Below are 20,879 nucleotides of genomic sequence, written 5' to 3' on the forward strand. Positions count from 1 at the left end.
AACAGCCATGCTATTCGGTCTTGATGGCGTCGAAATCGGCCTCATTATCGTCTTTCTCTGCCTCTTTGGGGGCATTCTATCCGGCTTTCCGGTGGCCTTTGCCATCGGCGGGGCTGGGGTTATCTCCTTCGGGATCATTGCCGCCCTCGACAGTGCGGGGCTGCTTATTCACCAAGCCATCGACACATCGAGCGAAGCCTACCGCGCGGTCGTGAATTCGGGCGTGAAGCCGGATGTGATATCTGTCTTCAGGTATCCGGATCTGCCACGGATTGCGGAACCGGTGTTTGTGCAGGGCTGGGAAACCGCGCTGGATCGCAATGTGTCTTTCATTGTGAACCGGATCAACGAACGCGTCCTTGCTGGGGCTTCGATCGAAACCCTACTGGCGGTGTTGATGTTCGTCCTGATGGGCATCACGCTGGAACGCTCCAAGATCGCAAATGATCTGCTGACCACAATGGCGCGTGTCTTTGGCCCGCTGCCGGGTGGTCTCGCGGTGTCGATTGTTGTGGTGGGTGCGTTCCTTGCGGCCTCCACCGGGATTGTGGGGGCAACTGTGGTGACCATGGGTCTGCTGGCCCTGCCGACCATGCTGCGCAATAACTACTCGCCGGAACTCGCAACCGGTGTGATTGCGGCCTCTGGCACTCTGGGTCAGATCATCCCGCCGTCGATTGTGATCGTCCTCTTGGGCACGCTGGCGGGGGATCTCTATTCCACCGCACAGGAAGCCCGCGCCCGTGAGGCTGGCTGTTCCGATGCGCTGACCTATTTGGGGGAGCCTGCGGTTGTCTCGGTTGGTACGCTGTTCCAAGCGGCGCTGCTGCCTGGGATCATGCTGGCGCTCCTCTACGCGCTTTATGCCTTTGGCTACGCTTTGCTGAACCCGGAAAAGGCCCCTGCGGTCGAGATGGGATCGGCGAATGACGAACCGCTCACCCGTGGTGAAAGCCTGACCTGGTTCCTCGGCGTGCCGACGGCGCTGATTGTTGGTACCATTCTGCTGGGCCAAGTTGGTCTGGTGGGCTCGCAAGACACCACCGTGTCGTCCTTCTCGGATGCGGGGCAAACTGCAAGCCTGCGCACCAATGTGGGGGATGAGTGTAAGGCGTCGATGATCGACTTGCATGGTCAGTCCGCTTGGGATGCCGCCGTGGCAGAACAAGACGCGATCAATGCGGCCGGCGGCGTGGCTGAGGCACAGAAACTGACCGACGACGAACTGGCCGCCGCCCGTGCGGACAAGATCGCAAGTGCAGCGCCGATTGGCACCGGCATTGCGACCATCATCGTGCTGCTGGGTCTGGTTCTGGCTGTGGGGCGTGGTGTTGCGCCCTCGCGCGAAGCCCTGCCGTTGATCGGTGGTGTGGTGGGTCTGATCCTGCTGGCGCTGGTGGATGTTGTGGCGATTTCGCCGACGACCTCTGCCATGGGCACGGTTCTGTGGATCGCGCTCCCGACCATTCTGGCCCTATGGGGGGCAAAAGAAGCTGCCGCCCGCTGTGCCAAGAACGATCTGATCCGTGTGGTTTTCCCGCCGCTGGTTCTGATTGTTGCGGTTCTGGGCTCGATCCTTGGCGGCATTACCAACCCGACGCCGGCTGCGGCGCTGGGCGCAGGTGGTGCGATTATGCTGGCGGCCTATCGTCGTCTGCAGGACGAGGGCCAATCCACCAAAGTGATCCTTTACGCGACCTTTGCAGTGGTTGGCGCGATCCTGATCGGCATGAACTTTGACCTGCGGATCAATCAGGAAAACGTCAGCGCGGAGAGCATGATTGCCTTTGCGGCGGCCTACGGCTGTTATCTCTATGCGCTATTTGGTCTGCTGTATGGCTGCTGGGTGTTGTTCAAAGGCGGCGTGCTGACACCGGTGGTGCGGGAAACCGCCAAGGTGACGTCTATGGTCTTCACCATCCTGATCGGTTCGCAGCTCTTGAACCTTGTGGTGATCTCCTTTGGGGGCGAGCATTACATCCAGCAGTTCCTGAAGAGCTTTGACAATGAACTGACGGTGTTCCTGATTGTGATGATCGTGCTGTTCATTCTGGGCTTTGTTTTGGACTTCCTGGAGATCATCTACATCGTGATCCCGATTGTGGGGCCGGTGATCTATGGCGGCTCGTTTGACCCCAAGTGGGTCACGATCATGGTGGCGGTGAACCTGCAGACCTCCTTCCTGACCCCGCCCTTTGGCTTTGCCCTGTTCTACTTGCGCGGGGTTGCGCCGAAGGAGGTGACCACAGGCCATATCTACCGTGGGGTGCTGCCCTTTGTGCTGATCCAGGTGTTGGGATTGGGGATCCTGTGGTTGTTCCCAACCATTGTGACCATCGTCCCGGCCTTGATTGGCGGGTAAGCCTGAACGTCCTTGATGTGAGAAAGCCCCGGCAAGTGCCGGGGCTTTTTTGTTGGAACCGGGAAGGGGCGCTGCCCCTCTGGCCCTTTGGGCCATTCACCCCGGAGTATTTTGAGCCAAAAGAAAGCGGAGGTCAGCGCAGTTCGAGGAGATCCCAGCGGTTGCCAAACGGGTCCTGCCAGACCGCGACAGTGCCATAGGGTTCGTGACGTGGGTCTTCTTCGAAGTGGACGCCTTTGGCGCACATGGCTTTGTGGTCTCGTGCAAAATCATCGGTTTGCAGAAATAGGCCAACACGACCGCCGAATTGATCGCCAATGGCGGCGGTTTGCCGGGGGCCGCGCGCCTGCGCCAGGATCAGGCTGGCGCGCAGAGGGGCGGATCCGGGCGGCAAGATGCGAACCCAGCGCTTTGGGCCGCTTTGGCTGTCTTGGGGGATGTCTTCGGCCAGCTCCCAGCCCAAGGTGCCGCAATAAAAATCTATGGCTGCGTCGTAGTCAGGGACAACGAGTGAAAAAGCATGGAGCGCCTGCTGCATGAGATTAGCGCCGTTTGTTTCCGGATTGCGGCAATTGGATATTCGCCACCTGTTCGGCAATGGGGGCGTTGTCCAGCGGGTGATCCTCGGCTGAAAAATCTTCGGGACGGGTCAGCGCTTGCCATTGGCCGCCGAGGTAGATTTCCAGACCCGAGAATTTCGCCTTATAGCCCATTTTCTGGCTGCCAGGCACCCAATAGCCCAAGTAGACATAAGGCAGCCCTGCCTCGCGCGCGATTTCAATATGGTCCAGCACCATAAACGTGCCCAGGCTGTCCTTGGGGTGGTCGGGCGCGTAGAAGGAATAGACCATCGACAGCCCGTCTTCGAGCACATCGGTCAGCGACACGGCGGTCAGGTCGCCCGTGTCCGGGTGCAGATATTCCACCACGCGGCTGCGGATCGGGGTTTCCTCGATCATGGCGGCGTATTCGAACACATCCATATCGGCCATGCCGCCATCGGCATGGCGGCTGTCCAGATATCTGCGGAACAGCGCATATTGATCTTCGGTCGCCCAGGGCGATGTGGCCCGGCGTTCCAGATGACGGCTGCGGTTGAGCGTTTTGCGTTGACTGCGGGTGGGTTCAAACGCGGCCACGTCAATGCGCGCGGACAGGCAGGCGGAACACTCTGAACAAGAGGGGCGGTAAAGCACATTCTGGGACCGGCGGAAGCCCTGTTGCGACAGGCTGTCGTTGAGCTGCTCTACCCCTTCGCCTTGCAGGGCCGTGAACAGCTTCCGCTCCATACGCCCTTCGAGATAGGGGCACGGTTGCGGCGCGGTCACGTAGAATTGCGGAGCGATCGGAAGGGTATGACGCATATCGGATGGAGTGGACTTCTGCTGAAAAGACGCGGGTTATCAAAGATGATAGCAACGGCGCCCCAACACGCCAAGACCGCTTGTGGAAAATGGATTAACAGGGCGCAAAAGCGTATCTTACGCGCGCCGTCTCAGCATGACGGTTCCCAAAAGGTGATCAGGAAGGCTCTGGCCGCGGGCGGTGCTCAGCATCAGGACAATCGACAGAAGCTGTAGTGGGAAAAAAGCAAGGGATACGGAGTAGGCCAAAGTATGTAGAGCGGCCTGTCCAAGGTCGAGCCGCGCCCCTTCTGCGCTGCGCAATTCAATACCGGCCATTGTCATGCCCGGTGTCGCGGATCCATTTGCGATCGTGACCACGCGGTAAGCAAGCCCGACCGCCAGATAGAATGCGGGCCAGACAAACAGCCCCACAAAGCCGGTGAAGGGCACAAGCAGGATTGCAGCAATGGTGATCAGCAGGCTGTCAACCACCCAAGCAAAGAGCCGTTTGGCGGGGACGCCGGTGTAAAATTCTGCTTGGTAGTCCGGATCGGGCAGGGCAGTCATGAGGGGTCCTTTGATGGTGGGCGACAGAGATTTCAAGCTGCTTGGCAGGGCCCTTTCAAGCCCCGCCATCTTTGATGTTTAGGAGGCTGGCTTGGCCTCTTCAGCGTCGTGGTCGTCCGACTGGGCGCGCTCATCCATGAACTGGTCAAATTCGGCCTTGTCCTTTGCATCACGCAGACGGCCAAGGAAGGCTTCGAAATCCGACTGTTCCTGTTCCAGCCGACGCAGAGTATCCGCCTTGTAAGCATCAAAAGCACTGTTGCCGCTGCTTTGGCGCATCGAACGATGCGAGGAATAGGAACCGCCGCGGGTTTTGCGGGCACAGGAAGAGAACATGCGTTTGCTCCAGATCATATAGGCCAACAGGAGGAGGCCAAGAGGCCAGAAGAAGATAAAACCGATCACCATGGCGGTAATCCAGGCTCCTTTGCCACGGGCGTCCAGCCAGGCTTCGGCGCTGGCCAGCCAGCCGGGGAAGGGAGGAGCGTTTGTAGTGTAACTCGTCATTTGCAGTCTCCGCTGATCGCTGATGTAAAAACTGTTCACATTGACGATATGTGCAGAGGTGCCTCGCAGTTCAAGTCTGATGTGAATCTTTTTTACATGCGCTTTTGCCATGTGCTTTGCGCATGTGCTGTCGCAGTTCGGTTAGATGTAGTGGTAGTCTGAAACAGCCATGCCAATGACATGCGCTGGTTTCATTGGGCCAGCGGTGAGACGTAAATGCCATACGATCGCGCTCGTCCAAAGAAGAGCGCGTTAAGGTGCAGTTTTATTATTCGTAAAGTAAGCCTAGAGTGGTAGGCTGTGCGCGGGTATTTATTAAGTCAGTCGGTTTGTCTGAGAAAGGTGTGGCCATATCCCCAAACCACGTGTCGAACTCTTTACACTTCCCGCGAAACATACGGGGCTTTTGCCAAAAACACCTTTGGCTGAATTCACTTGTTACCTATGTCACCCGGTCCCCGAACGAGGATACGGCCACGAGATTGATAATAACCGCTTTTCGGCGATCCGCAAAGCCTGTTGTTGCAGACTCAACCGCTGAGTTGAGCCTTGCCATTCGGTAACGCAAGGATTGAACTATGTAAAATTGGCGCTTTTTCTGAACGGATTTGATATTTTTTTTCCTGAATTTTATGCGGCTTTGGTTAACTTGCAACCTAGGATTGTGCGTTGTGGTGTGGTGTGTCCTGGTTGACCCTTCGTAGTTGGATTGGCAATGTGCGCCAATGACTGACGCATTTGTGATTTCCAAAGCGCCCAGAGCATTCGACCCGGACCTGGCGCAGGACTTTCTTGCGCAGGCAAATGGGCTCGATCGTTCGCGGGCAGAGTTTCTGGCCGCGATTGTAGGAACCAGCCCCTATCTTTCTGGATTAATCCAAAAGGAGTATATGTGGTTAACGGGCGCTCTTGATGCGCCGCAACAGGCTTTTCACGAGATTTTGGAAGCCGTCAAAGCTTGCGCGCCTGACGATCTGCGAAGTGGCCTGCGGGAAGGAAAGCGGCGGGTTGCCCTGCTGACCGCGCTTTGTGATCTGGCGGGGTGCTGGTCCTTGGAACAGGTGACCGCAGCCCTGACCGAGTTCGCGCAATCTGCCGTTGATAAGGCCCTCAAAGCAGAGGTGGCAAAGCTGATCCGGCGTGGAAAACTGCCGGGCATGACGGAGGCGGATGTGGCGACCGCCGCCGGGCTCAGCGTGTTTGCGATGGGAAAAATGGGCGCGTTTGAGCTGAACTACTCCTCAGATATTGATCTGATCTGCCTGTTCGACGAAACCCGCTATGAGCGCGCCGATTTTGGGGAAGCGCGGCAGGGATTGGTGCGGGCGACGCGAAACATGTGCGCCACCCTCAGTGATTTGACCGGCGAAGGCTATGTGTTTCGCACCGATCTGCGCCTGCGGCCTGACCCTTCGGTCACGCCGGTCGCTTTGGCGATGGAGGCGGCAGAGCGGTATTACGAGAGCCTGGGCCGGACGTGGGAGCGCGCGGCCTATATTAAGGCCCGCGCGTGTGCGGGCGACATCGCAGCGGGGGAGAGGTTCCTGAAAACCCTCACGCCCTTTGTGTGGCGGCGGCATTTGGATTTTGCCGCGATTGAGGATGCCCATGCAATGCGGTTGCGTATTCGCGAAAACAAAGGCACAGGGGGCTCTGTGGCCGTGCCCGGTCATGATATGAAACTTGGCCGTGGGGGCATCCGCGAGATCGAATTCTTTACCCAGACCCGGCAGTTGATTGCAGGCGGGCGGGATCCTGGCCTGCGGATGCGTGGCACGGTTGAAGGGCTAGCTGCCCTTGCAGAGCGTAACTGGATTGAACCAGAGACCGCCACAGCCCTGACCGACCACTATCGCCACCACCGCGAGGTCGAGCACCGCATTCAAATGGTCCATGATGCGCAGACCCACAGGATGCCCAAATCCGAGGAGGGCCTGACGCGCGTGGCCTGTCTGATGGGGATGACCCCCGAGGATCTGTGCCGTGATATTGCGACCCGGCTGGACGCCGTGCACGCCTTGACCGAAGGGTTCTTTGCGCCGCCGGGCCTGACCCCACAGGCGCCGCGCCCGGATCTGCCCGAGACGCTGGATCGTGACGTGATTGCCCGGTGGCGCAGTTATCCTGCGTTGCGGTCGGACCGAGGTGCGCGGATTTTTGACCGGCTCAAGCCTGAACTCTTTGCCCGACTTGCCAAAACGGCAAACCCCAGCGAGACGCTTTTGTCGCTGGACGGGTTTCTCAAGGGGTTGCCTGCTGGGGTACAGCTGTTTTCCCTGTTCGAGGCCAATCCCCATCTGATCGATCTTCTGGTCGATGTCTTGGGGACCTCGCCTGCGCTGGCTGAACATCTGTCACGCAATGCGCAGGTATTTGATGCGGTTCTGACCGGCGGCTTCTTCGCCGACTGGCCGGGGCGCGATGCGTTGCAGGCAGAGCTTGCCGCGATCCTTGCACGCGAAAGCGACTATGAACGCCAGCTGGATGCGGCCCGGGCCTGGAAAAAGGAATGGCATTTCCGCACAGGGGTGCACCATCTGCGGGGGTTGATCGACGCCGATGAAGCCGCCCGTCAGTATGCGGACCTTGCGGATGCGGTGGTCGCGTGCCTCTTGCCGGTTGTCGAAGCGCAATTTGCGGCAAAACATGGCCCCGCGCCGGGGCGCGGTGGCGTTGTTCTGGCAATGGGGTCCTTGGGGTCGGGGCGGCTCAATGCGCAATCGGATCTTGATTTGATCGTGATCTATGACCCCGAAGGCGCTGAGATGTCCGAAGGTCGCCGCCCGTTGGGTGTGCGCCCTTATTTCGCGCGGCTGACGCAGGCTTTGGTCACGGCACTGACCGCCCCCATGGCGCAGGGGCGGCTTTACGAGGTGGACATGCGGCTGCGTCCCTCGGGCAATCAGGGCCCGGTGGCGACCAGTTGGGCAAGCTTTACGCATTACCAAAAAGAAGAGGCTTGGGTGTGGGAGCATCTTGCCCTGACCCGTGCCCGGGTGGTGGCAGGCAGTCCGAGCCTTGCGCAGGACATTGAACAGTTCCGCGATGATCTGTTGGCCCGGCCGCAGGAGCGTTCAAAGATTGCCCATGATGTGTCCGAAATGCGGGGCCGTCTGGCAGCGGCCAAAACGCCGGCAGGTGTTTGGGATGGCAAAACCGGTGCCGGTCGGATGATGGATATCGAATTGATGGCACAAACCGGCAGCCTGTTGTCAGGTCGCGCAACTGGTGATGTTTATGCAGGGCTTTCCGATGCGGCCTCCGTCGGTATCCTGAGCTCGGATCAGGCAGACAGGTTGCGGGCGGCTTATCGGCTGTTGTGGTCGGTGCAAACCGCTGGCCGATTGATCGCAGGGCAGGGACTGTCGACGGTGACCGAAGGCGAAGGAGGGGCGCAGTTTTTGCTGCGCTCTGCTGGCTATGACGATCTTGCCTCCTTGCAGTCGCATCTGGAACAGACCTATGACACCTGCGCAGAGATCATTTCCGCAGCTTTGCAGCGTAATGAAGAGGGGAACCCGACGTGACCGAGGACGTGACCGAGCTTGCCAGTTATGACCCAAAGGGGCTGATCCGTGAGGCCTATCGGATCGAAGGGATCGATGACAGTCAGTGCCGCAGCATCTTTCTGGACTGGGCGCTGTCCTTGCCGGTGGATGCGGACAACAAGACGGCGATCACCGCGCTGTTGCAGGTCTACGGGGCCGAAGGGCATCCGATGAGCCAAGTGCTGCAAGAGGGGTTGAGCGCAGCAGACAAACCCAAACGCCGTGGTGGCTGGCGCAGTCGGGAGCGTTGATATAAGAGGGCGCCATGACAGCGCCCGAACCCCAAACCCGCCCCACCGTTAAGATGAAACCCAAGTCGAACGCCCGCGCCATCCGGCACGGGTTTCCTTGGGTCTATGCAAATGAGCTGGTCACCGACCGCCGGACCAAGAAACTGGCGCCCGGCACGCTGGCGGTTCTGGTGGATGAAAACCAGGCACCGTTGGGGCTGGTCTCGGTCAACCCCGAAAGCAAAATTATCGCCCGCATGCTCGACCGCGATGTGGAGGCGCAGATCGACACCGACTGGTTCCGCGCCCGCTTGTCGCGCGCGCTGGAGCTGCGTGAATTGATGTATGACGCGCCCTTTTACCGTCTGGTCCACGCCGAATCTGACGGTCTGCCCGGTGTGATCATCGACCGCTTTGGCGCGGCCTGCGTGGTGCAGCCCAATGCCGCCTGGGCCGACGCCCATCTGGATGCGCTGACCGAAGCACTGGGCGATGTCACCGGCTGCGACGTGATCTTGAAAAACGCCTCTGGTCGGACCCGTGGACTTGAAGGCTTGGATGACGTGAACCTGACCCTGCGCGGGGATGCGCCGACAGCGCCGGTCCCCGTGGTGATGAACGGCGCGACCTATATGGCGGACCTGACCGGCGGTCAGAAAACCGGGCTGTTCTATGACCAGCGCGACAACCACGCTTTTGCCGCCAAACTGGTGTCCGACGGCGACAAGGTGCTGGATGTGTTCTCGCATGTTGGCGGCTTTGGTCTGGCCATGCTGGCCGGTGGCGCGGGTCATGCGACCTGCGTGGATGGCTCTGCCGCAGCGCTGGACCTGGCGGGGCAAGGGGCGGAGGCTTCTCGCTTTGGCGACCGCTTTACCGCGCGGCAAGGCGACGCGTTTGATGTGCTGACCGCCCTTGGCAGCGAGGGCGCGCAGTTTGACGTGGTGATCTGTGATCCTCCTGCCTTTGCGCCGTCAAAACAAGCGGTTGAAGCGGGTTTGCGTGCCTATGAACGTGTGGCGAAACTGGCCGCGCCCCTAGTGAAACCCGGTGGTTATTTGGGGCTGTGTTCTTGCTCGCATGCGGCAGATCTGTCCAAGTTCCGCAATGCCTCGGCGCGCGGGATCGGTAAGGGCGGGCGTCGAAGCACCATCCTGCACACAGGCTATGCCGGGGCCGACCACCCGCAGCTGCCGCAGCTGGCCGAGAGCGGTTACCTCAAGGCCGTATTCTTCCGGCTCGACTAAGATGAAACTGCTGCTGGATACCTGCGTTCTGTACCCCACGGTCATGCGCGAGATGCTTTTGGGCGCGGCGAAACAGGGGCTTTACACGCCCCTGTGGTCCGCGCGCATCTTGGGCGAATGGGAACGGGCAGCAGTGAAACTCGGCCCCTTGGGCGAGGCGCAGGCCAAGTCCGAGATTACCCTGTTGCGCGCCAATTGGCCCAAGGCTGAGGTCGCGGTGCACGAGGGGGTGCAAGCCCGGCTCTGGCTTCCGGATGAGGCTGACATCCATGTGCTGGCTGCGGCCATCACGGGTCACGCCGAGGCGATCGTGACGGTCAATAACAAGGACTTCCCTCGCCATACCTTGGCCGAAGAAGGCCTGGAGCGGATTGGCCCGGATCAACTGCTGTATGACCTGTGGCTCTCGTACCCCGATCAGGTTGAGGCTGTGGGCGCGGATGTGCTGTCCACCGCGCAATCCATGGGGGGCGACTGGACCATGCGGAGCCTGCTGAAAAAGGCTCGCCTGCCGCGTATTGCCAAGGCGCTGTCGGCTTAGAAATCCCGTAGGATTTCCGCTGCAATCTCAAAGGACCGCAGCCGCGCGCTGTGGTCGTGGATCTGGCCTGTCAGGATCAGCTCATCGGGTTCAAACCGTGCCACCATCTGCTCCAGCTCTGACCGAACGGTCGAGGGACTGCCGGTGGCAGACACCGCAAGTGCTGCGTTTACACCGGGCAGCAGCTCGGGGTGGACTGCGGATGTGATTTCCTCCACGGGGGCAGGCAGTTTTCCCGGCATCCCTAGATGCAGCCGGGCAAAGGCCTGCTGCATGGTGGTGCGCAGATATGTCCCTTCGGCGTCCGTTTCCCCGGCAAAGACATTCGCCGCCATGATCGCATAGGGTGCATCCAGATAGGGCGAGGGGCGGAAGCTGCGGCGATAGACATCCAACGCCTGACCCAGCGCGGCGGGGGCAAAATGCGATGCAAAGGCATAGGGCAGACCAAGGCTGGCGGCCAGCTGCGCGCCATAGAGGCTGGAGCCCAGGAGCCACACCGGCACTTTTGTCCCTATGCCCGGCACGGCTTTCAGCTTGGCGTCCGGGTTGTCTTCATGCAGGTAGCCCAGAAGTTCCTGCACATCTTCGGGGAAGTTATCTGCCTCCTTGCCGCGGCGCAGGGCACGTGCGGTCAGCATATCGGTCCCCGGCGCGCGCCCCAGCCCCAGATCAATGCGCGGGCCATAAAGTTCGGCCAATGTCCCGAACGCCTCGGCGACCATATAAGGCGCGTGATTGGGGAGCATGATCCCACCGGCGCCAACCCGCATGGTTGAGGTCACAGAGGCAATATGGCCGATCATCACCGCCGTCGCAGCGGATGCAATGCCGGGCATATTGTGATGTTCGGCCAGCCAAAACCGGTGATAGCCCCAGCCTTCGGCCTTTTGGGCCAGATCGGCGGAGTTCTTGAGCGCGGTGGCGACATCGGTGCCTTCGGGCACCGGCGCAAGGTCAAGCAGGGAAAACTTCATAGGGTCTCGCTTTGAACGGGGAGAGCCTGAGGTAGGGGGCAGGTCCATTGCTTACAAGGGGCGCTTAGCCCCATTTCGCTTCGAGCCTGCGCAGGGCGGCGACGCGGTCGTCGGTCTTTGGATGGCTCATCAACCAAGCAGGGGCCATGCCGCCGCGGCCCTGTGTCATCTCGTCGAGTTTCTCAAACAGGCTGATTTGCGGTCCAATGCCGACCCCCGCCTTTGTCAGCAAGGCGGCGGCATACTCATCCGCCTCGTATTCATCACCGCGCGACAGCCGTGCGGCCAGAAGATTGGTCAGCAGCCCCGCAATCCACGGGCCAACAACAGGGACAAACCGCCCGATGACCATCATCATTGCGGTGCGCAGTGCGTTCTGGCCCGAGAAATCGACCATCCGCCGTTTGGCATGTCCCAGCGCCACATGACCCAGTTCATGGGCAATGACGCTGGACATTTCCTCGGCGGTGACTTCGCCTGCCTGGAATTTCCGGTAGAAACCACGGGTGATGAAGATCCGCCCGTCCGGCGCGGCGAGGCCGTTCACCGGATCAATCTCGTAGAGATAGACCCGAATCCGCGGCAGGTCGAGCGCCGCCGCAAGCCTGTCTGTCAGGCGTTTCAGCACCGGATCCGCGAGCTCTGTTGAGCGTGCGTCGAGCTCTCGCGCCGTGCGCCAGGCCGAGATGCGGTAGGTCACAAGCCCGTAGAGCAGGGCCAGAAGGATCGGTGTCAGCTTCAACATAGGATTGATATGGGGCCGTTTGGCTGGTCGAGCAAGGGGTCAGAGCGGCAAGGCCGGGCTGGTGCCAGAAGTTTCAAACTCCCATTCCGCCTGCCAGCTGTTGTCGCGGCGGCTGACCGTGAGGTAGTTGCGCTCTGCCACATAGCGGCGCGGCTGGCCGGGGATACGGTTGATCGAAATCGGGTGGCCACGCAGCGGGCTGTCGCCCAGATGCGCCAGCACATGCAATATGCGGGCCCACACCCGAGGCGGTGCCCGATGCGCAATGCCCGACGCCACCAGTTGGTGCAGGGTTTTGCCATTGCCCAGGGGCATTTCGCCGCGCGTTGCCAAATGGATTTCCCCGCTCAGGACGGTCACATCCTGATCCGCAGGGCGGGCGATGCGCTGCATCAGTTCCAGCATATGCTGCCAACTGTCACGGTGCGCCCTGCTTTGCCATTGATCGCGGAGGTCGTCTTCGTATTTCTGCATGGTCGGGATCAACACCATGATCATCTCGAGGAGCGACAGGCGCGGTCCCAACAGGGGCACGGATGACATCACAAAGGTGCGCCCCGGCGCGGCGCGGTCTGCGGCCTGTTCCAGCATTTGCCAGCCGCGGATCCCCATGACCTCGCGCCGTGTACGTTCGGACCGCAAGTCCGGGCCCAGCAGGCGCAGGCCGGGCAGGGACACTTCCCAGCCAAGATGCAGCCCCGAGGCATCGAAAAATCGCGGCGGCAAATCGCCGTCGACGCAGGCGTGCTGGAACAGAAGCGCCGCATCGCGCGCCACGTCGAACAGGGCCTGGCCTACCGGAGAATAGGTGCGCGAGCGCTGCAAGCTGCCCCATCCATCACAGATGTCGTGATCGTCCCATTGCATCAGCGAGGGCACGCGGGCCATCACATGGGCGACCTCGGGGGCGCTGTAAATCGCGATATAGCGTTCGAGGAACTTTTCGCGCAGGTGGTCGCGAAGATCTGCAAGATCCGCGCGGGACGGGTCGCGCGGCAGTGTGTCGGGCCAATCGTCGCTGAGCGGGTGGCCGTGCGTGGCCTCATCCGCATAGACCTGATCGCCGCCGTGCAGCAGCAGGGACAAAGGCCTCGCCTTGTGTTGCGCGCGGAGGCGGGCCCACATGGCGTTGCGTTCTGCGCCATCGCGGTCCAGATCGCCGTGTTCTTCGCCGTTGCAGGACACATAAGCGATGTTGAGGTCGCCCGCTGGCAGCCCCGCGATGTCAAAGCGCTGATCGGCCCAGTGATAAGTTGATGGCGCGTCAGCCGGGCAGCTGAAACGGCTGCGCCAGACGGAAACATTCTGGAAACGGGCGATTTCAACAGGTGGGAATTCTGCGCCCTCCGCCGAAATCGGGGGCGGTGCTTCGCCTATTGGAACAATAAACAGCGCCGCCAGATCCATTCTCTGGTCGGCGAGTGTGTCAAGGAACAGAAGCGGGCCAATCGGGGCGGGTAGGGTGCTCATGGCAAAAGAGCTAGGCGGCAGCGTAGCTTGGATCAAGATCGCCATGTGCATCTGCGGTGTTTTTTAGCGCGCCGTGGTAATTTACATCAGCGGGTCAGATCTTTCATCCCGCGTTCCAATCCCTCGAGCGTCATGGGCACCATTGCGCCCTCAAAGATCTCGCGGATCATGGTGATGGATTGGGTGTAGTCCCAGTATTTCTCGGGCACCGGATTGATCCAGAGGTGCGATCCCCACTGGTCCCGGGCACGCTGCAGCCAGACCTGACCCGCTTCATCGTTCCAATGTTCGTTGGCCCCGCCGCGATAGGCGATCTCGTAAGGCGACATGGAGGCATCGCCGACAAAGATGCATTTGTAATCGGGCCCATAGGTCCGCAGCACCTCATGGGTGGGGATCTGGGCATCCCAGCGGCGGCGGTTGTCGCGCCACACCCCTTCGTACAGGCAATTGTGGAAGTAGAAATACTCCAGATGTTTGAATTCAGCGCGGGCGGCTGAAAACAGCTCTTCCACCACCTGAATATGCGGATCCATGGAACCGCCCACGTCGAGAAACAACAACACTTTGACGGCGTTGCGCCGTTCGGGGCGCGTCTGCACGTCCAGATAGCCATGTTCGGCGGTGGAGCGGATCGTGTTGTCGAGATCCAGCTCTTCTGCTGCCCCGTCGCGCACCCAGCGGCGCAGGCGTTTTAGCGCCACTTTGATATTACGCGTGCCCAGTTCAACATCGCCATCCAGGTTCCTGAACTCGCGTTTGTCCCAGACTTTGACAGCGCGTTGGTGGCGGCTTTCTTTCTGGCCGATCCGCACGCCTTCGGGGTTGTAGCCATAGGCGCCAAAGGGCGAGGTGCCCGCCGTGCCGATCCATTTGTTGCCACCCTGATGGCGCCCCTGCTGGTCTTTCAGACGCTCTTGCAGGGTTTCCATCAGCTTCTCAAAGCCCCCCATGGCTTCGATTTCAGCTTTTTCTTCAGGTGTCAGATGTTTTTCGGCCATCTTGCGCAGCCATTCTTCGGGGATGTCTACGGCATTGATGACCGCCTCGGCCGGAATGGCCTCCAGCCCTTCAAAGGTCGCGGCAAAGGCGCGATCAAACTTGTCGATATTGCGCTCGTCCTTGACCATGATCGCGCGGGCCAGAAAGTAGAACCCTTCGATGTCATAGGTCGCCAGCCCTGCTTTCATGCCTTCGAGAAAGGACAGGTATTCCCGCAAGGAAACGGGCACCCCACCGTTGCGCAGATTCTCGAAAAAGGGCTGGAACATGTGGGCTCTCCTGCGGGGCGGGTCAGGCCAGAAGGCGGTGAATAAGAATGGTCAGCGCAAGCCCCAAAAGCCCGCCGATCATCGCATAGACCGCGCCGTATTGCAGCATGTCGGCCACATTGCCATTGCGTTTGCGGGCCTGAAAGGCGCCAAGGCCGCCGCCGGATAGAATGCCGAGGATCACGAACATTAGGATCTGCCTCTGTTTTGGGGCGCACAGCCCAGAGTGTGTTTGATCAATGATATAGCGGGGGTAGGGGCGCGGGGAAAGCGCGCAGCCACGTCATGTCCTGCGTCACAGCCGCGCTTGGTCGTGGTTCGCGTTACGCAAGCCGGTGCCTAAGGCGACAGCGCGGCAATGTCGCGCTCTCTTGCGCGGATGGCCCAGTCTGGCCCCAACCCGTATCGCGCCCAGCCGAGGCTTTCGCGCCGCAGGGCATTGGCCTCTGTCGGGCGGCTCATCTGGTCCAGAGCTTCGGCGCGCAACAGCATCAATGTCGCCAGAAGTGCCGCGTTTTCTGTGGCACGGGCCGTTTCCATTGCGGGGCCGGTTTTTGCAAGGGCCTGCGCAGGTTCGCCAAGGCTGAGGTGCAGGGCCGCGATGCGGGTCGCTACAAGCGCGCGCAAAGGGGCATGGAGTGTCGGCGACGGCAGGTAGTTTTCTGCCGTCTGAAAATGAGCCAGCGCCAAACGGCGATCGGCTGGTTGCTTTGCACGTCCAACCAAGAAATGCGAAAAAGCACGGCGATGATCGACCCAGCCCAGATCCCGCGCGATTGCCGCGGCCCGTGCGGCGGCGACTTGGGGGGCAAGGCCGCTGTTGCTGCTGCCCAAAGCGGCTTCGACCGCTGCCGACCAGCGGCGCGGCGTTGAGGGGAGCGGATCTGACGCGCGCCGCTCGCCACGGGGGTTGAGGCGGTTCAAGATGGCGGGAATGCGCGCGGCAACCTGTTCGCGGGTCATGCCGGTGCGCAGGTCCGGTGCATAAGTGGCGCGCAGCATCAGCATGTCAAAGCCGGTCAGCACGGTATGGACATTGTCATCGTTGAACACAGAATCCGGCAGGCGATACAGATCGTTCAATGGGCCCAGGGCCTGCGCCAGTTCTTCGTGCAGACAGTCGCGCAGTTCTTGCGGACTCACATCGTTTGGCACAAAGATCGCCAGTCGTTCGCGACGACGCAGATCCGCCCAGCTGGTCGACAGCTGGTTCCGTTTGCGGCGGTATTCGTCCAGAGACGAGACATTGGGCACGACGAAACAGGCAGCCTGCGGCAAGGTGCGCTGGATCTGCGCGCGGGTCACCGCCTCGATTGTGATCTGTGCAGGTGTTCCCGCGGACACCTGACGCAAGGGGATCCCGGCTTCGCGCCGCAGACGGGTGAGCAGCGCCTGCAAATCCCGGTTTAGGGTCGCGGTCGGCTGGCCGGTTACCGTGACATTGATCGGGCCTTCAAACCGGGTCAGCACCGGCAGGCGACTGCCGCCTTCCAGCGCGAAATGCAGATCCAGAAAATCCCGTGCCATATCCGCGTTGGACCGGTCCGGCAAAGGGGCGGGTTTGCTGTCGAAATGGTTCATGCGCGGCAGGGGCGTCACCGATCCGCTGGCATCGCCGCGGCTTGGGGTGTCAATGGTGCGCGGTGCTGGGTCACAGGCCGCAAGCGCCAGACACAGGCTGCCCAACATGAGCCCGCGCCACAGCCAGACAGGCGCTGTCTGTGTGCCGAGTGGCCGGAGGGCCTTTGTCTGGCCCTCTCTGTTTTTGTGGAATGACACGCAATGCTCTCCCTGAGGCCTTCGGCGCAAGCCGCCAATCTGTGGCGGCTTCCCTTCAGTCAACCGGCATCTCTTGCCAATGGCAAGAGGCCAGACGCAGCTTCGCGTTATGCGTGTCCTAGCGTTGTCTGCGCGCCATAAAAGCAAGCCGTTCAAACAGATGCACGTCTTGTTCGTTTTTCAACAGCGCCCCGTGCAGACGCGGCAGCGCATTGACGCCATCACGGGCCAGATCCTCGGCGCTCAGGTCTTCGGCCAGCAAAAGCTTCAGCCAGTCGATCACTTCAGAGGTCGAGGGTTTCTTTTTCAGCCCTTGGGTGTCCCGGATCTCGTAGAACTGGGTCAGGGCCGTCGCCAGAAGATCCTGTTTGATCCCCGGATGGTGGACTTCGACGATTTGTTTCATCGTTTCGGCATCGGGGAAGCGGATATAGTGAAAGAAACAGCGGCGCAGGAAAGCGTCCGGCAGCTCTTTTTCATTGTTCGAGGTGATAATGATGATCGGGCGGTGTTTGGCCTGGATGGTCTCGCCGGTCTCGTAGACGTGAAAGGCCATCTTATCGAGCTCTTGCAGGAGGTCGTTGGGAAACTCGATATCGGCTTTGTCGATCTCATCGATCAGCAGAACAACTTTTTCGTCGGCCTCAAACGCTTCCCAGAGTTTGCCTTTCTTGATGTAGTTCTTCACATCGTGGACGCGCTCTTCGCCCAGTTGGCTGTCGCGCAGGCGGGAGACCGCATCATATTCGTAAAGACCCTGCTGCGCGCGGGTGGTGGATTTCACGTTCCACTCGATCATTCGCAGACCCAGCGCATCGGCAACCTGCAGGGCCAGTTCGGTTTTTCCGGTGCCGGGTTCGCCTTTCACCAGCAGCGGGCGCTCCAGCGTGACAGCTGCGTTAACCGCGACCTTAAGATCCTGTGACGCAACGTAATCTTTCGTACCTTCGAACCGCATATGTCTGACCTTTGCCCCAAAAATGACGAATTGCCTTGTTTAAAAGGGGTTTAAACACAGCTGCGACTTATTGTGTAGTGACATTTGCGCGCCGTAGGGGTAAACGCTGCGGCATGGGGGAGCCTCGATGCTTGGAAAAAATTTAGAAACCAAGATTAAGGGCCAGACCGAAGGAGCCGAAATGAAGCAGGAAGTGTTTCTGCCGGATGACTACCGTCCAGCCGAAGATGAACCTTTCATGAATGAGCGGCAGCTTGAATATTTCCGCCGCAAATTGTTGAACTGGAAGACCGAATTGCTTGCCGAGAGTCGTGATACGATCGAAGGCCTGCAAGACAACACCCGTAATATTCCCGACGTGGCTGACCGAGCCAGCGAAGAGACAGACCGGGCGCTCGAACTGCGCACCCGCGACCGTCAGCGCAAACTGGTCAGCAAGATCGACTCGGCCATCCGGCGGATCGACGAAGGCGAATATGGCTATTGCGAAGTGACGGGCGACCCGATTTCGCTGAAACGGTTGGACGCACGTCCGATCGCCACGATGAGCCTCGAGGCGCAAGAGCGTCACGAGCGCCGCGAACGGGTTCACCGGGACGACTAAACCGTCGTTTAACCGGCCTCAAACACTCCACCCGGGACATTTCTTGGGGTGGAACGTCTATTGGCGTGTAAAATTTCTAAGATTTGCTGCGCCGGGGCCTTTTGCTTCGGCGCAGTTTTGTTATGTCGAGGCCTGAAAACTCAACGGCAGGCCTATGGAACTCGAAAACAAGAAGATCACTGTGGTTGGCGGCGGCATTGGCGGGCTCGCCATTGCGATTCTGTTGCGCCGCACCGGAGCGTCCGTTCGCGTGCTCGAGCAGGCCGAGGCGATTTCCGAAGTGGGCGCCGGTTTGCAGATTTCGCCTAATGGTGTGGCCGTTCTGCGCGCCCTCGGGCTGGCGGACGATTTGGCCTGGAAGGCGCCGCGGGCGCGGGCTGTGGTTCTGCGCAGTCATCGTCGGGGGCGTGAGGTGGTCCGGCTCGACCTGGATCAATATGCTGCCGACCTGCGCTATTATTTTGTGCACCGGGCTGACCTGGTGGAACTTTTGGCGACGAAAGCCCGAGAAGAAGGGGTGCAGATCCGTCTTTTGCAGCGGCTGGATCGTGTCGATCTAAGCGGTGCGCCCAAGCTGCACCTTGCCAATGGGTCCTGTTGCAATGGCGATCTGGTGATTGGCGCGGATGGGATCCACTCGCGACTGCGCGAGGCCATCAATGGCGTGCGCGAGCCGTTTTTTACGGGGCAGGTTGCCTGGCGTGCTCTGGTGCCCAACCGTTTGGGGCTTCAGAACGAGGCGCAGGTATTCATGGGGCCTGGCCGGCATCTGGTGGCCTACCCGCTGCGCGATGGATCCTTGGTCAATCTGGTCGCCGTGCAAGAACAGCGCGCGTGGGTCGACGAAAGCTGGAGCCACAAGGGCGATCCAGACGCTCTGCGCCGCGCCTTTGCAGGGTTCGGAGGCACCGCGCGCGAGCTGTTGTCAGATGTCGGGGATGTTGGCTTCTGGGGGCTGTTCCGCCACCCGGTGGCTGAGAAGTGGCACACGGGCCAAGCTGTGCTTTTGGGCGATGCGGCCCATCCGACACTGCCGTTTATGGCGCAGGGGGGCAATATGGCGCTGGAAGATGCCTATGTTCTGGCGGACTGCCTTCAGCGGGCGGAAACATTGGACGGCGCTTTGGCCAAATACCAATCCCGCCGTCGAGACCGCGTCTGCAAGGTTGTAGAGACTGCAAATGGAAACGCATGGCGCTATCATCTGCGCCCGCCGATCTCCTGGCCTGCTCATATCGTCATGCGCGCCATGAGCCAATGGGCGCCGCAGAAAATGGTCAGCCAGTTCGATTGGATCTACCGTCACGACGTGACCGAGGGCTAGCGCACCACCCGTAAGCTCATGGGCGGCGCAGCGCGTTTGTGACGCGCTGCGGGTGCTTTACAGATCGAGTTCGACCCAAACCGGCACATGGTCCGAGGGTTTTTCACGGCCGCGCACATCCTTGTCGATCTGGCAGTCGAGCAGCAGGTCTGCGGCTTGCGGGGTCAACAGGAAGTGGTCAATGCGAATGCCGTCGTCGCGGTTCCATGCACCCGCCTGATAGTCCCAGAAACTATAGTGTCCCGGCCCCTGTACGCGGGCGCGGAAGGCTTCGGTAAAGCCAAGGTTTACAACCCGCTGAAACGCTGCCCGGCTTTCCGGACGATGCAGGGCGTCTTCCTTCCAGGCGTCGGGCCGTTTGGCGTCTTCGGCTTGCGGGATGATGTTATAGTCCCCGGCCATGAGGGCAGGCATCTCTTCTGCCATCAGATCTTTGGCGCGGGCGTGCAGGCGCTCCATCCATGCCAGTTTATAGGCATATTTGCCGCCTGCCACGGGGGATCCATCGGCTTCTAGCTCCACCGGGTTCCCATTGGGTAGGTACAGGCCGCAAATGCGAATGGCTTGTTTGCCCACGACCGTAGCTTCGATCCAACGGGCTTGCTCGTCACTGTCATCGCCCGGCAGGCCACGGCGCACATCCTCTAGCGGCAGCTTGGAGAGGATTGCCACGCCGTTAAAGCTCTTTTGGCCGTGGGTTTCCACGTTGTAGCCACGTTCTTCAAAGAGTTCGCGCGGGAAAGCGTCGTCTACAGATTTGATCTCTTGCAGCACAACCACATCAGGTTGCGCCTCATCCAGCCATTCGGGCAGAGCGGCGGCGCGTGCTTTGATACCGTTGATATTGAATGTGGCGATTTTCATAGGCCCCTCCGGACAGGCGTTTCGCGTGATCTATCGCTGAATTGCCGCGGCGGAGCAAGAGGAGAAGCGAATCGATTTTCGGTGATGGTCCGGCGAATTCGCAAAGGTTTCAATATTGCCCTAGGGTGGTATTTGCAATTTTGTAGTTGTGAATAACTTATGTATAAATTGTGCATTAAAAAATAAATGTTGAAAGGTCGGTGGTTTCGAGGGGAAGTTCTGTGGATAAGCTTGTTTGGAAATTGGGTTCGTAAATTATTTTCTTTTTTATTCGAGATTCTTTGGCAGCATTTGGGTGTGTTTTTGGTTTTGGAGGTAAATATGACCGCACTGAAGAAAATCGAACTGATCGAAGTTTCCGAAGTTTCTGTTTTTGATGGCGCGCACACTGGAATGATAAGTTCCACGTGCATTCAGCGGGAAAACGTCGCGTTGGGGAGTTTCGGCAAGTCTCAAATCGCCGGTAAGATTGCTAAAAGTAACGATATTTTTGATGGATGCGCGACTGGGCTTGTGTCCTCCACCTGTTGAGGGATTCG

Annotated in this window: 20 protein-coding genes; 8 read left to right on the forward strand and 12 right to left on the reverse strand. The window is 60.0% G+C overall.

Going from position 1 to position 20,879, the window contains the following annotated elements:
- Positions 1-7: 7 nt before the first annotated feature.
- Positions 8-2,362 carry a TRAP transporter large permease gene (locus TRM7557_RS14955; protein ID WP_058291013.1) on the forward strand — a complete coding sequence of 785 codons (2,355 nt, stop codon included), beginning with the start codon at positions 8-10 and terminating at the stop codon, positions 2,360-2,362.
- Positions 2,363-2,495: 133 nt separating this feature from the next.
- On the opposite strand, the gene TRM7557_RS14960 is transcribed toward TRM7557_RS14955, so the two are convergent.
- The 4 genes from TRM7557_RS14960 to TRM7557_RS14975 all read right to left on the reverse strand — a co-directional run bounded on the left by TRM7557_RS14960 (position 2,496) and on the right by TRM7557_RS14975 (position 4,782).
- A complete protein-coding gene (locus TRM7557_RS14960; RefSeq protein ID WP_058291014.1) occupies positions 2,496-2,900 on the reverse strand; it encodes a VOC family protein in 405 nt (134 codons plus the stop codon).
- A gap of 4 nt (positions 2,901-2,904) precedes the next feature.
- A complete protein-coding gene (locus TRM7557_RS14965; RefSeq protein WP_058291015.1) occupies positions 2,905-3,726 on the reverse strand; it encodes an arginyltransferase in 822 nt (273 codons plus the stop codon).
- A 117-nt stretch (positions 3,727-3,843) separates the two neighbouring features.
- Positions 3,844-4,275: an RDD family protein gene (locus tag TRM7557_RS14970; RefSeq protein ID WP_058291016.1), complete on the reverse strand. Its 432-nt coding sequence runs from the start codon at positions 4,273-4,275 to the stop codon at positions 3,844-3,846.
- A gap of 78 nt (positions 4,276-4,353) precedes the next feature.
- Positions 4,354-4,782 (reverse strand): DUF2852 domain-containing protein, encoded by a 429-nt coding sequence (locus tag TRM7557_RS14975; RefSeq protein WP_058291074.1) that lies wholly within the window; start codon positions 4,780-4,782, stop codon positions 4,354-4,356.
- 725 nt (positions 4,783-5,507) lie between these two features.
- Between TRM7557_RS14975 and TRM7557_RS14980 the strand changes: the two genes are divergently transcribed.
- Genes TRM7557_RS14980 through TRM7557_RS14995 form a run of 4 tightly spaced genes read left to right on the forward strand, consistent with a single transcriptional unit; the run spans position 5,508 to position 10,348 of the window.
- Positions 5,508-8,309 carry a [protein-PII] uridylyltransferase family protein gene (locus tag TRM7557_RS14980; RefSeq protein WP_058291017.1) on the forward strand — a complete coding sequence of 934 codons (2,802 nt, stop codon included), beginning with the start codon at positions 5,508-5,510 and terminating at the stop codon, positions 8,307-8,309.
- Positions 8,306-8,581 carry a hypothetical protein gene (locus TRM7557_RS14985; RefSeq protein ID WP_235811485.1) on the forward strand — a complete coding sequence of 92 codons (276 nt, stop codon included), beginning with the start codon at positions 8,306-8,308 and terminating at the stop codon, positions 8,579-8,581. The genes TRM7557_RS14980 and TRM7557_RS14985 overlap by 4 nt, the downstream gene beginning before the upstream one ends.
- 14 nt (positions 8,582-8,595) lie before the next feature.
- Complete coding sequence (locus TRM7557_RS14990; RefSeq protein WP_058291018.1) at positions 8,596-9,807, forward strand: RSP_2647 family RNA methyltransferase; 1,212 nt, start codon at positions 8,596-8,598, stop codon at positions 9,805-9,807.
- Position 9,808: 1 nt separating this feature from the next.
- Positions 9,809-10,348, forward strand: a complete 540-nt coding sequence (locus tag TRM7557_RS14995) for an RSP_2648 family PIN domain-containing protein (protein WP_058291019.1) — start codon at positions 9,809-9,811, stop codon at positions 10,346-10,348.
- Here the strand turns inward: TRM7557_RS14995 and TRM7557_RS15000 are convergent.
- The 7 genes from TRM7557_RS15000 to TRM7557_RS15030 form a co-directional block, all read right to left on the reverse strand.
- A complete protein-coding gene (locus TRM7557_RS15000; RefSeq protein ID WP_058291020.1) occupies positions 10,345-11,325 on the reverse strand; it encodes an LLM class flavin-dependent oxidoreductase in 981 nt (326 codons plus the stop codon). The genes TRM7557_RS14995 and TRM7557_RS15000 overlap by 4 nt on opposite strands.
- 64 nt (positions 11,326-11,389) lie before the next feature.
- Positions 11,390-12,070, reverse strand: coding sequence for a M48 family metallopeptidase (locus TRM7557_RS15005; protein WP_058291021.1), 681 nt, complete (start codon positions 12,068-12,070; stop codon positions 11,390-11,392).
- A gap of 39 nt (positions 12,071-12,109) precedes the next feature.
- Positions 12,110-13,540, reverse strand: coding sequence for an alkaline phosphatase D family protein (locus TRM7557_RS15010; RefSeq protein ID WP_058291076.1), 1,431 nt, complete (start codon positions 13,538-13,540; stop codon positions 12,110-12,112).
- A gap of 86 nt (positions 13,541-13,626) precedes the next feature.
- Positions 13,627-14,811 carry a vWA domain-containing protein gene (locus TRM7557_RS15015; protein WP_058291022.1) on the reverse strand — a complete coding sequence of 395 codons (1,185 nt, stop codon included), beginning with the start codon at positions 14,809-14,811 and terminating at the stop codon, positions 13,627-13,629.
- 22 nt (positions 14,812-14,833) lie between these two features.
- The gene (locus TRM7557_RS20085; protein WP_058291023.1) at positions 14,834-15,001 is read right to left on the reverse strand and encodes a hypothetical protein; all 168 of its coding nucleotides are present in this window, start codon (positions 14,999-15,001) and stop codon (positions 14,834-14,836) included.
- A gap of 149 nt (positions 15,002-15,150) precedes the next feature.
- Entirely contained in the window at positions 15,151-16,500 is a 1,350-nt protein-coding gene (locus TRM7557_RS15025) for a DUF2927 domain-containing protein (protein ID WP_058291024.1), read from the reverse strand.
- 208 nt (positions 16,501-16,708) lie between these two features.
- The gene (locus tag TRM7557_RS15030; protein WP_058291025.1) at positions 16,709-17,548 is read right to left on the reverse strand and encodes an AAA family ATPase; all 840 of its coding nucleotides are present in this window, start codon (positions 17,546-17,548) and stop codon (positions 16,709-16,711) included.
- A 181-nt stretch (positions 17,549-17,729) separates the two neighbouring features.
- Between TRM7557_RS15030 and dksA the strand changes: the two genes are divergently transcribed.
- Both dksA and TRM7557_RS15040 read left to right on the forward strand, forming a co-directional pair.
- A complete protein-coding gene (gene dksA, locus TRM7557_RS15035) occupies positions 17,730-18,152 on the forward strand; it encodes an RNA polymerase-binding protein DksA (protein ID WP_058291077.1) in 423 nt (140 codons plus the stop codon).
- A 154-nt stretch (positions 18,153-18,306) separates the two neighbouring features.
- Positions 18,307-19,476, forward strand: coding sequence for an FAD-dependent monooxygenase (locus TRM7557_RS15040; RefSeq protein WP_058291026.1), 1,170 nt, complete (start codon positions 18,307-18,309; stop codon positions 19,474-19,476).
- A gap of 57 nt (positions 19,477-19,533) precedes the next feature.
- Here TRM7557_RS15040 and xth read toward each other — a convergent pair whose 3' ends face one another.
- Positions 19,534-20,340, reverse strand: a complete 807-nt coding sequence (xth, locus tag TRM7557_RS15045; protein WP_058291027.1) for an exodeoxyribonuclease III — start codon at positions 20,338-20,340, stop codon at positions 19,534-19,536.
- 321 nt (positions 20,341-20,661) lie between these two features.
- On the opposite strand from xth, the gene TRM7557_RS19885 reads away from it, so the two are divergent.
- Positions 20,662-20,871, forward strand: a complete 210-nt coding sequence (locus TRM7557_RS19885; protein ID WP_131727560.1) for a hypothetical protein — start codon at positions 20,662-20,664, stop codon at positions 20,869-20,871.
- Positions 20,872-20,879: the final 8 nt, after the last annotated feature.

Source organism: Tritonibacter multivorans (assembly GCF_001458415.1).
GTDB lineage: Bacteria > Pseudomonadota > Alphaproteobacteria > Rhodobacterales > Rhodobacteraceae > Epibacterium > Epibacterium multivorans.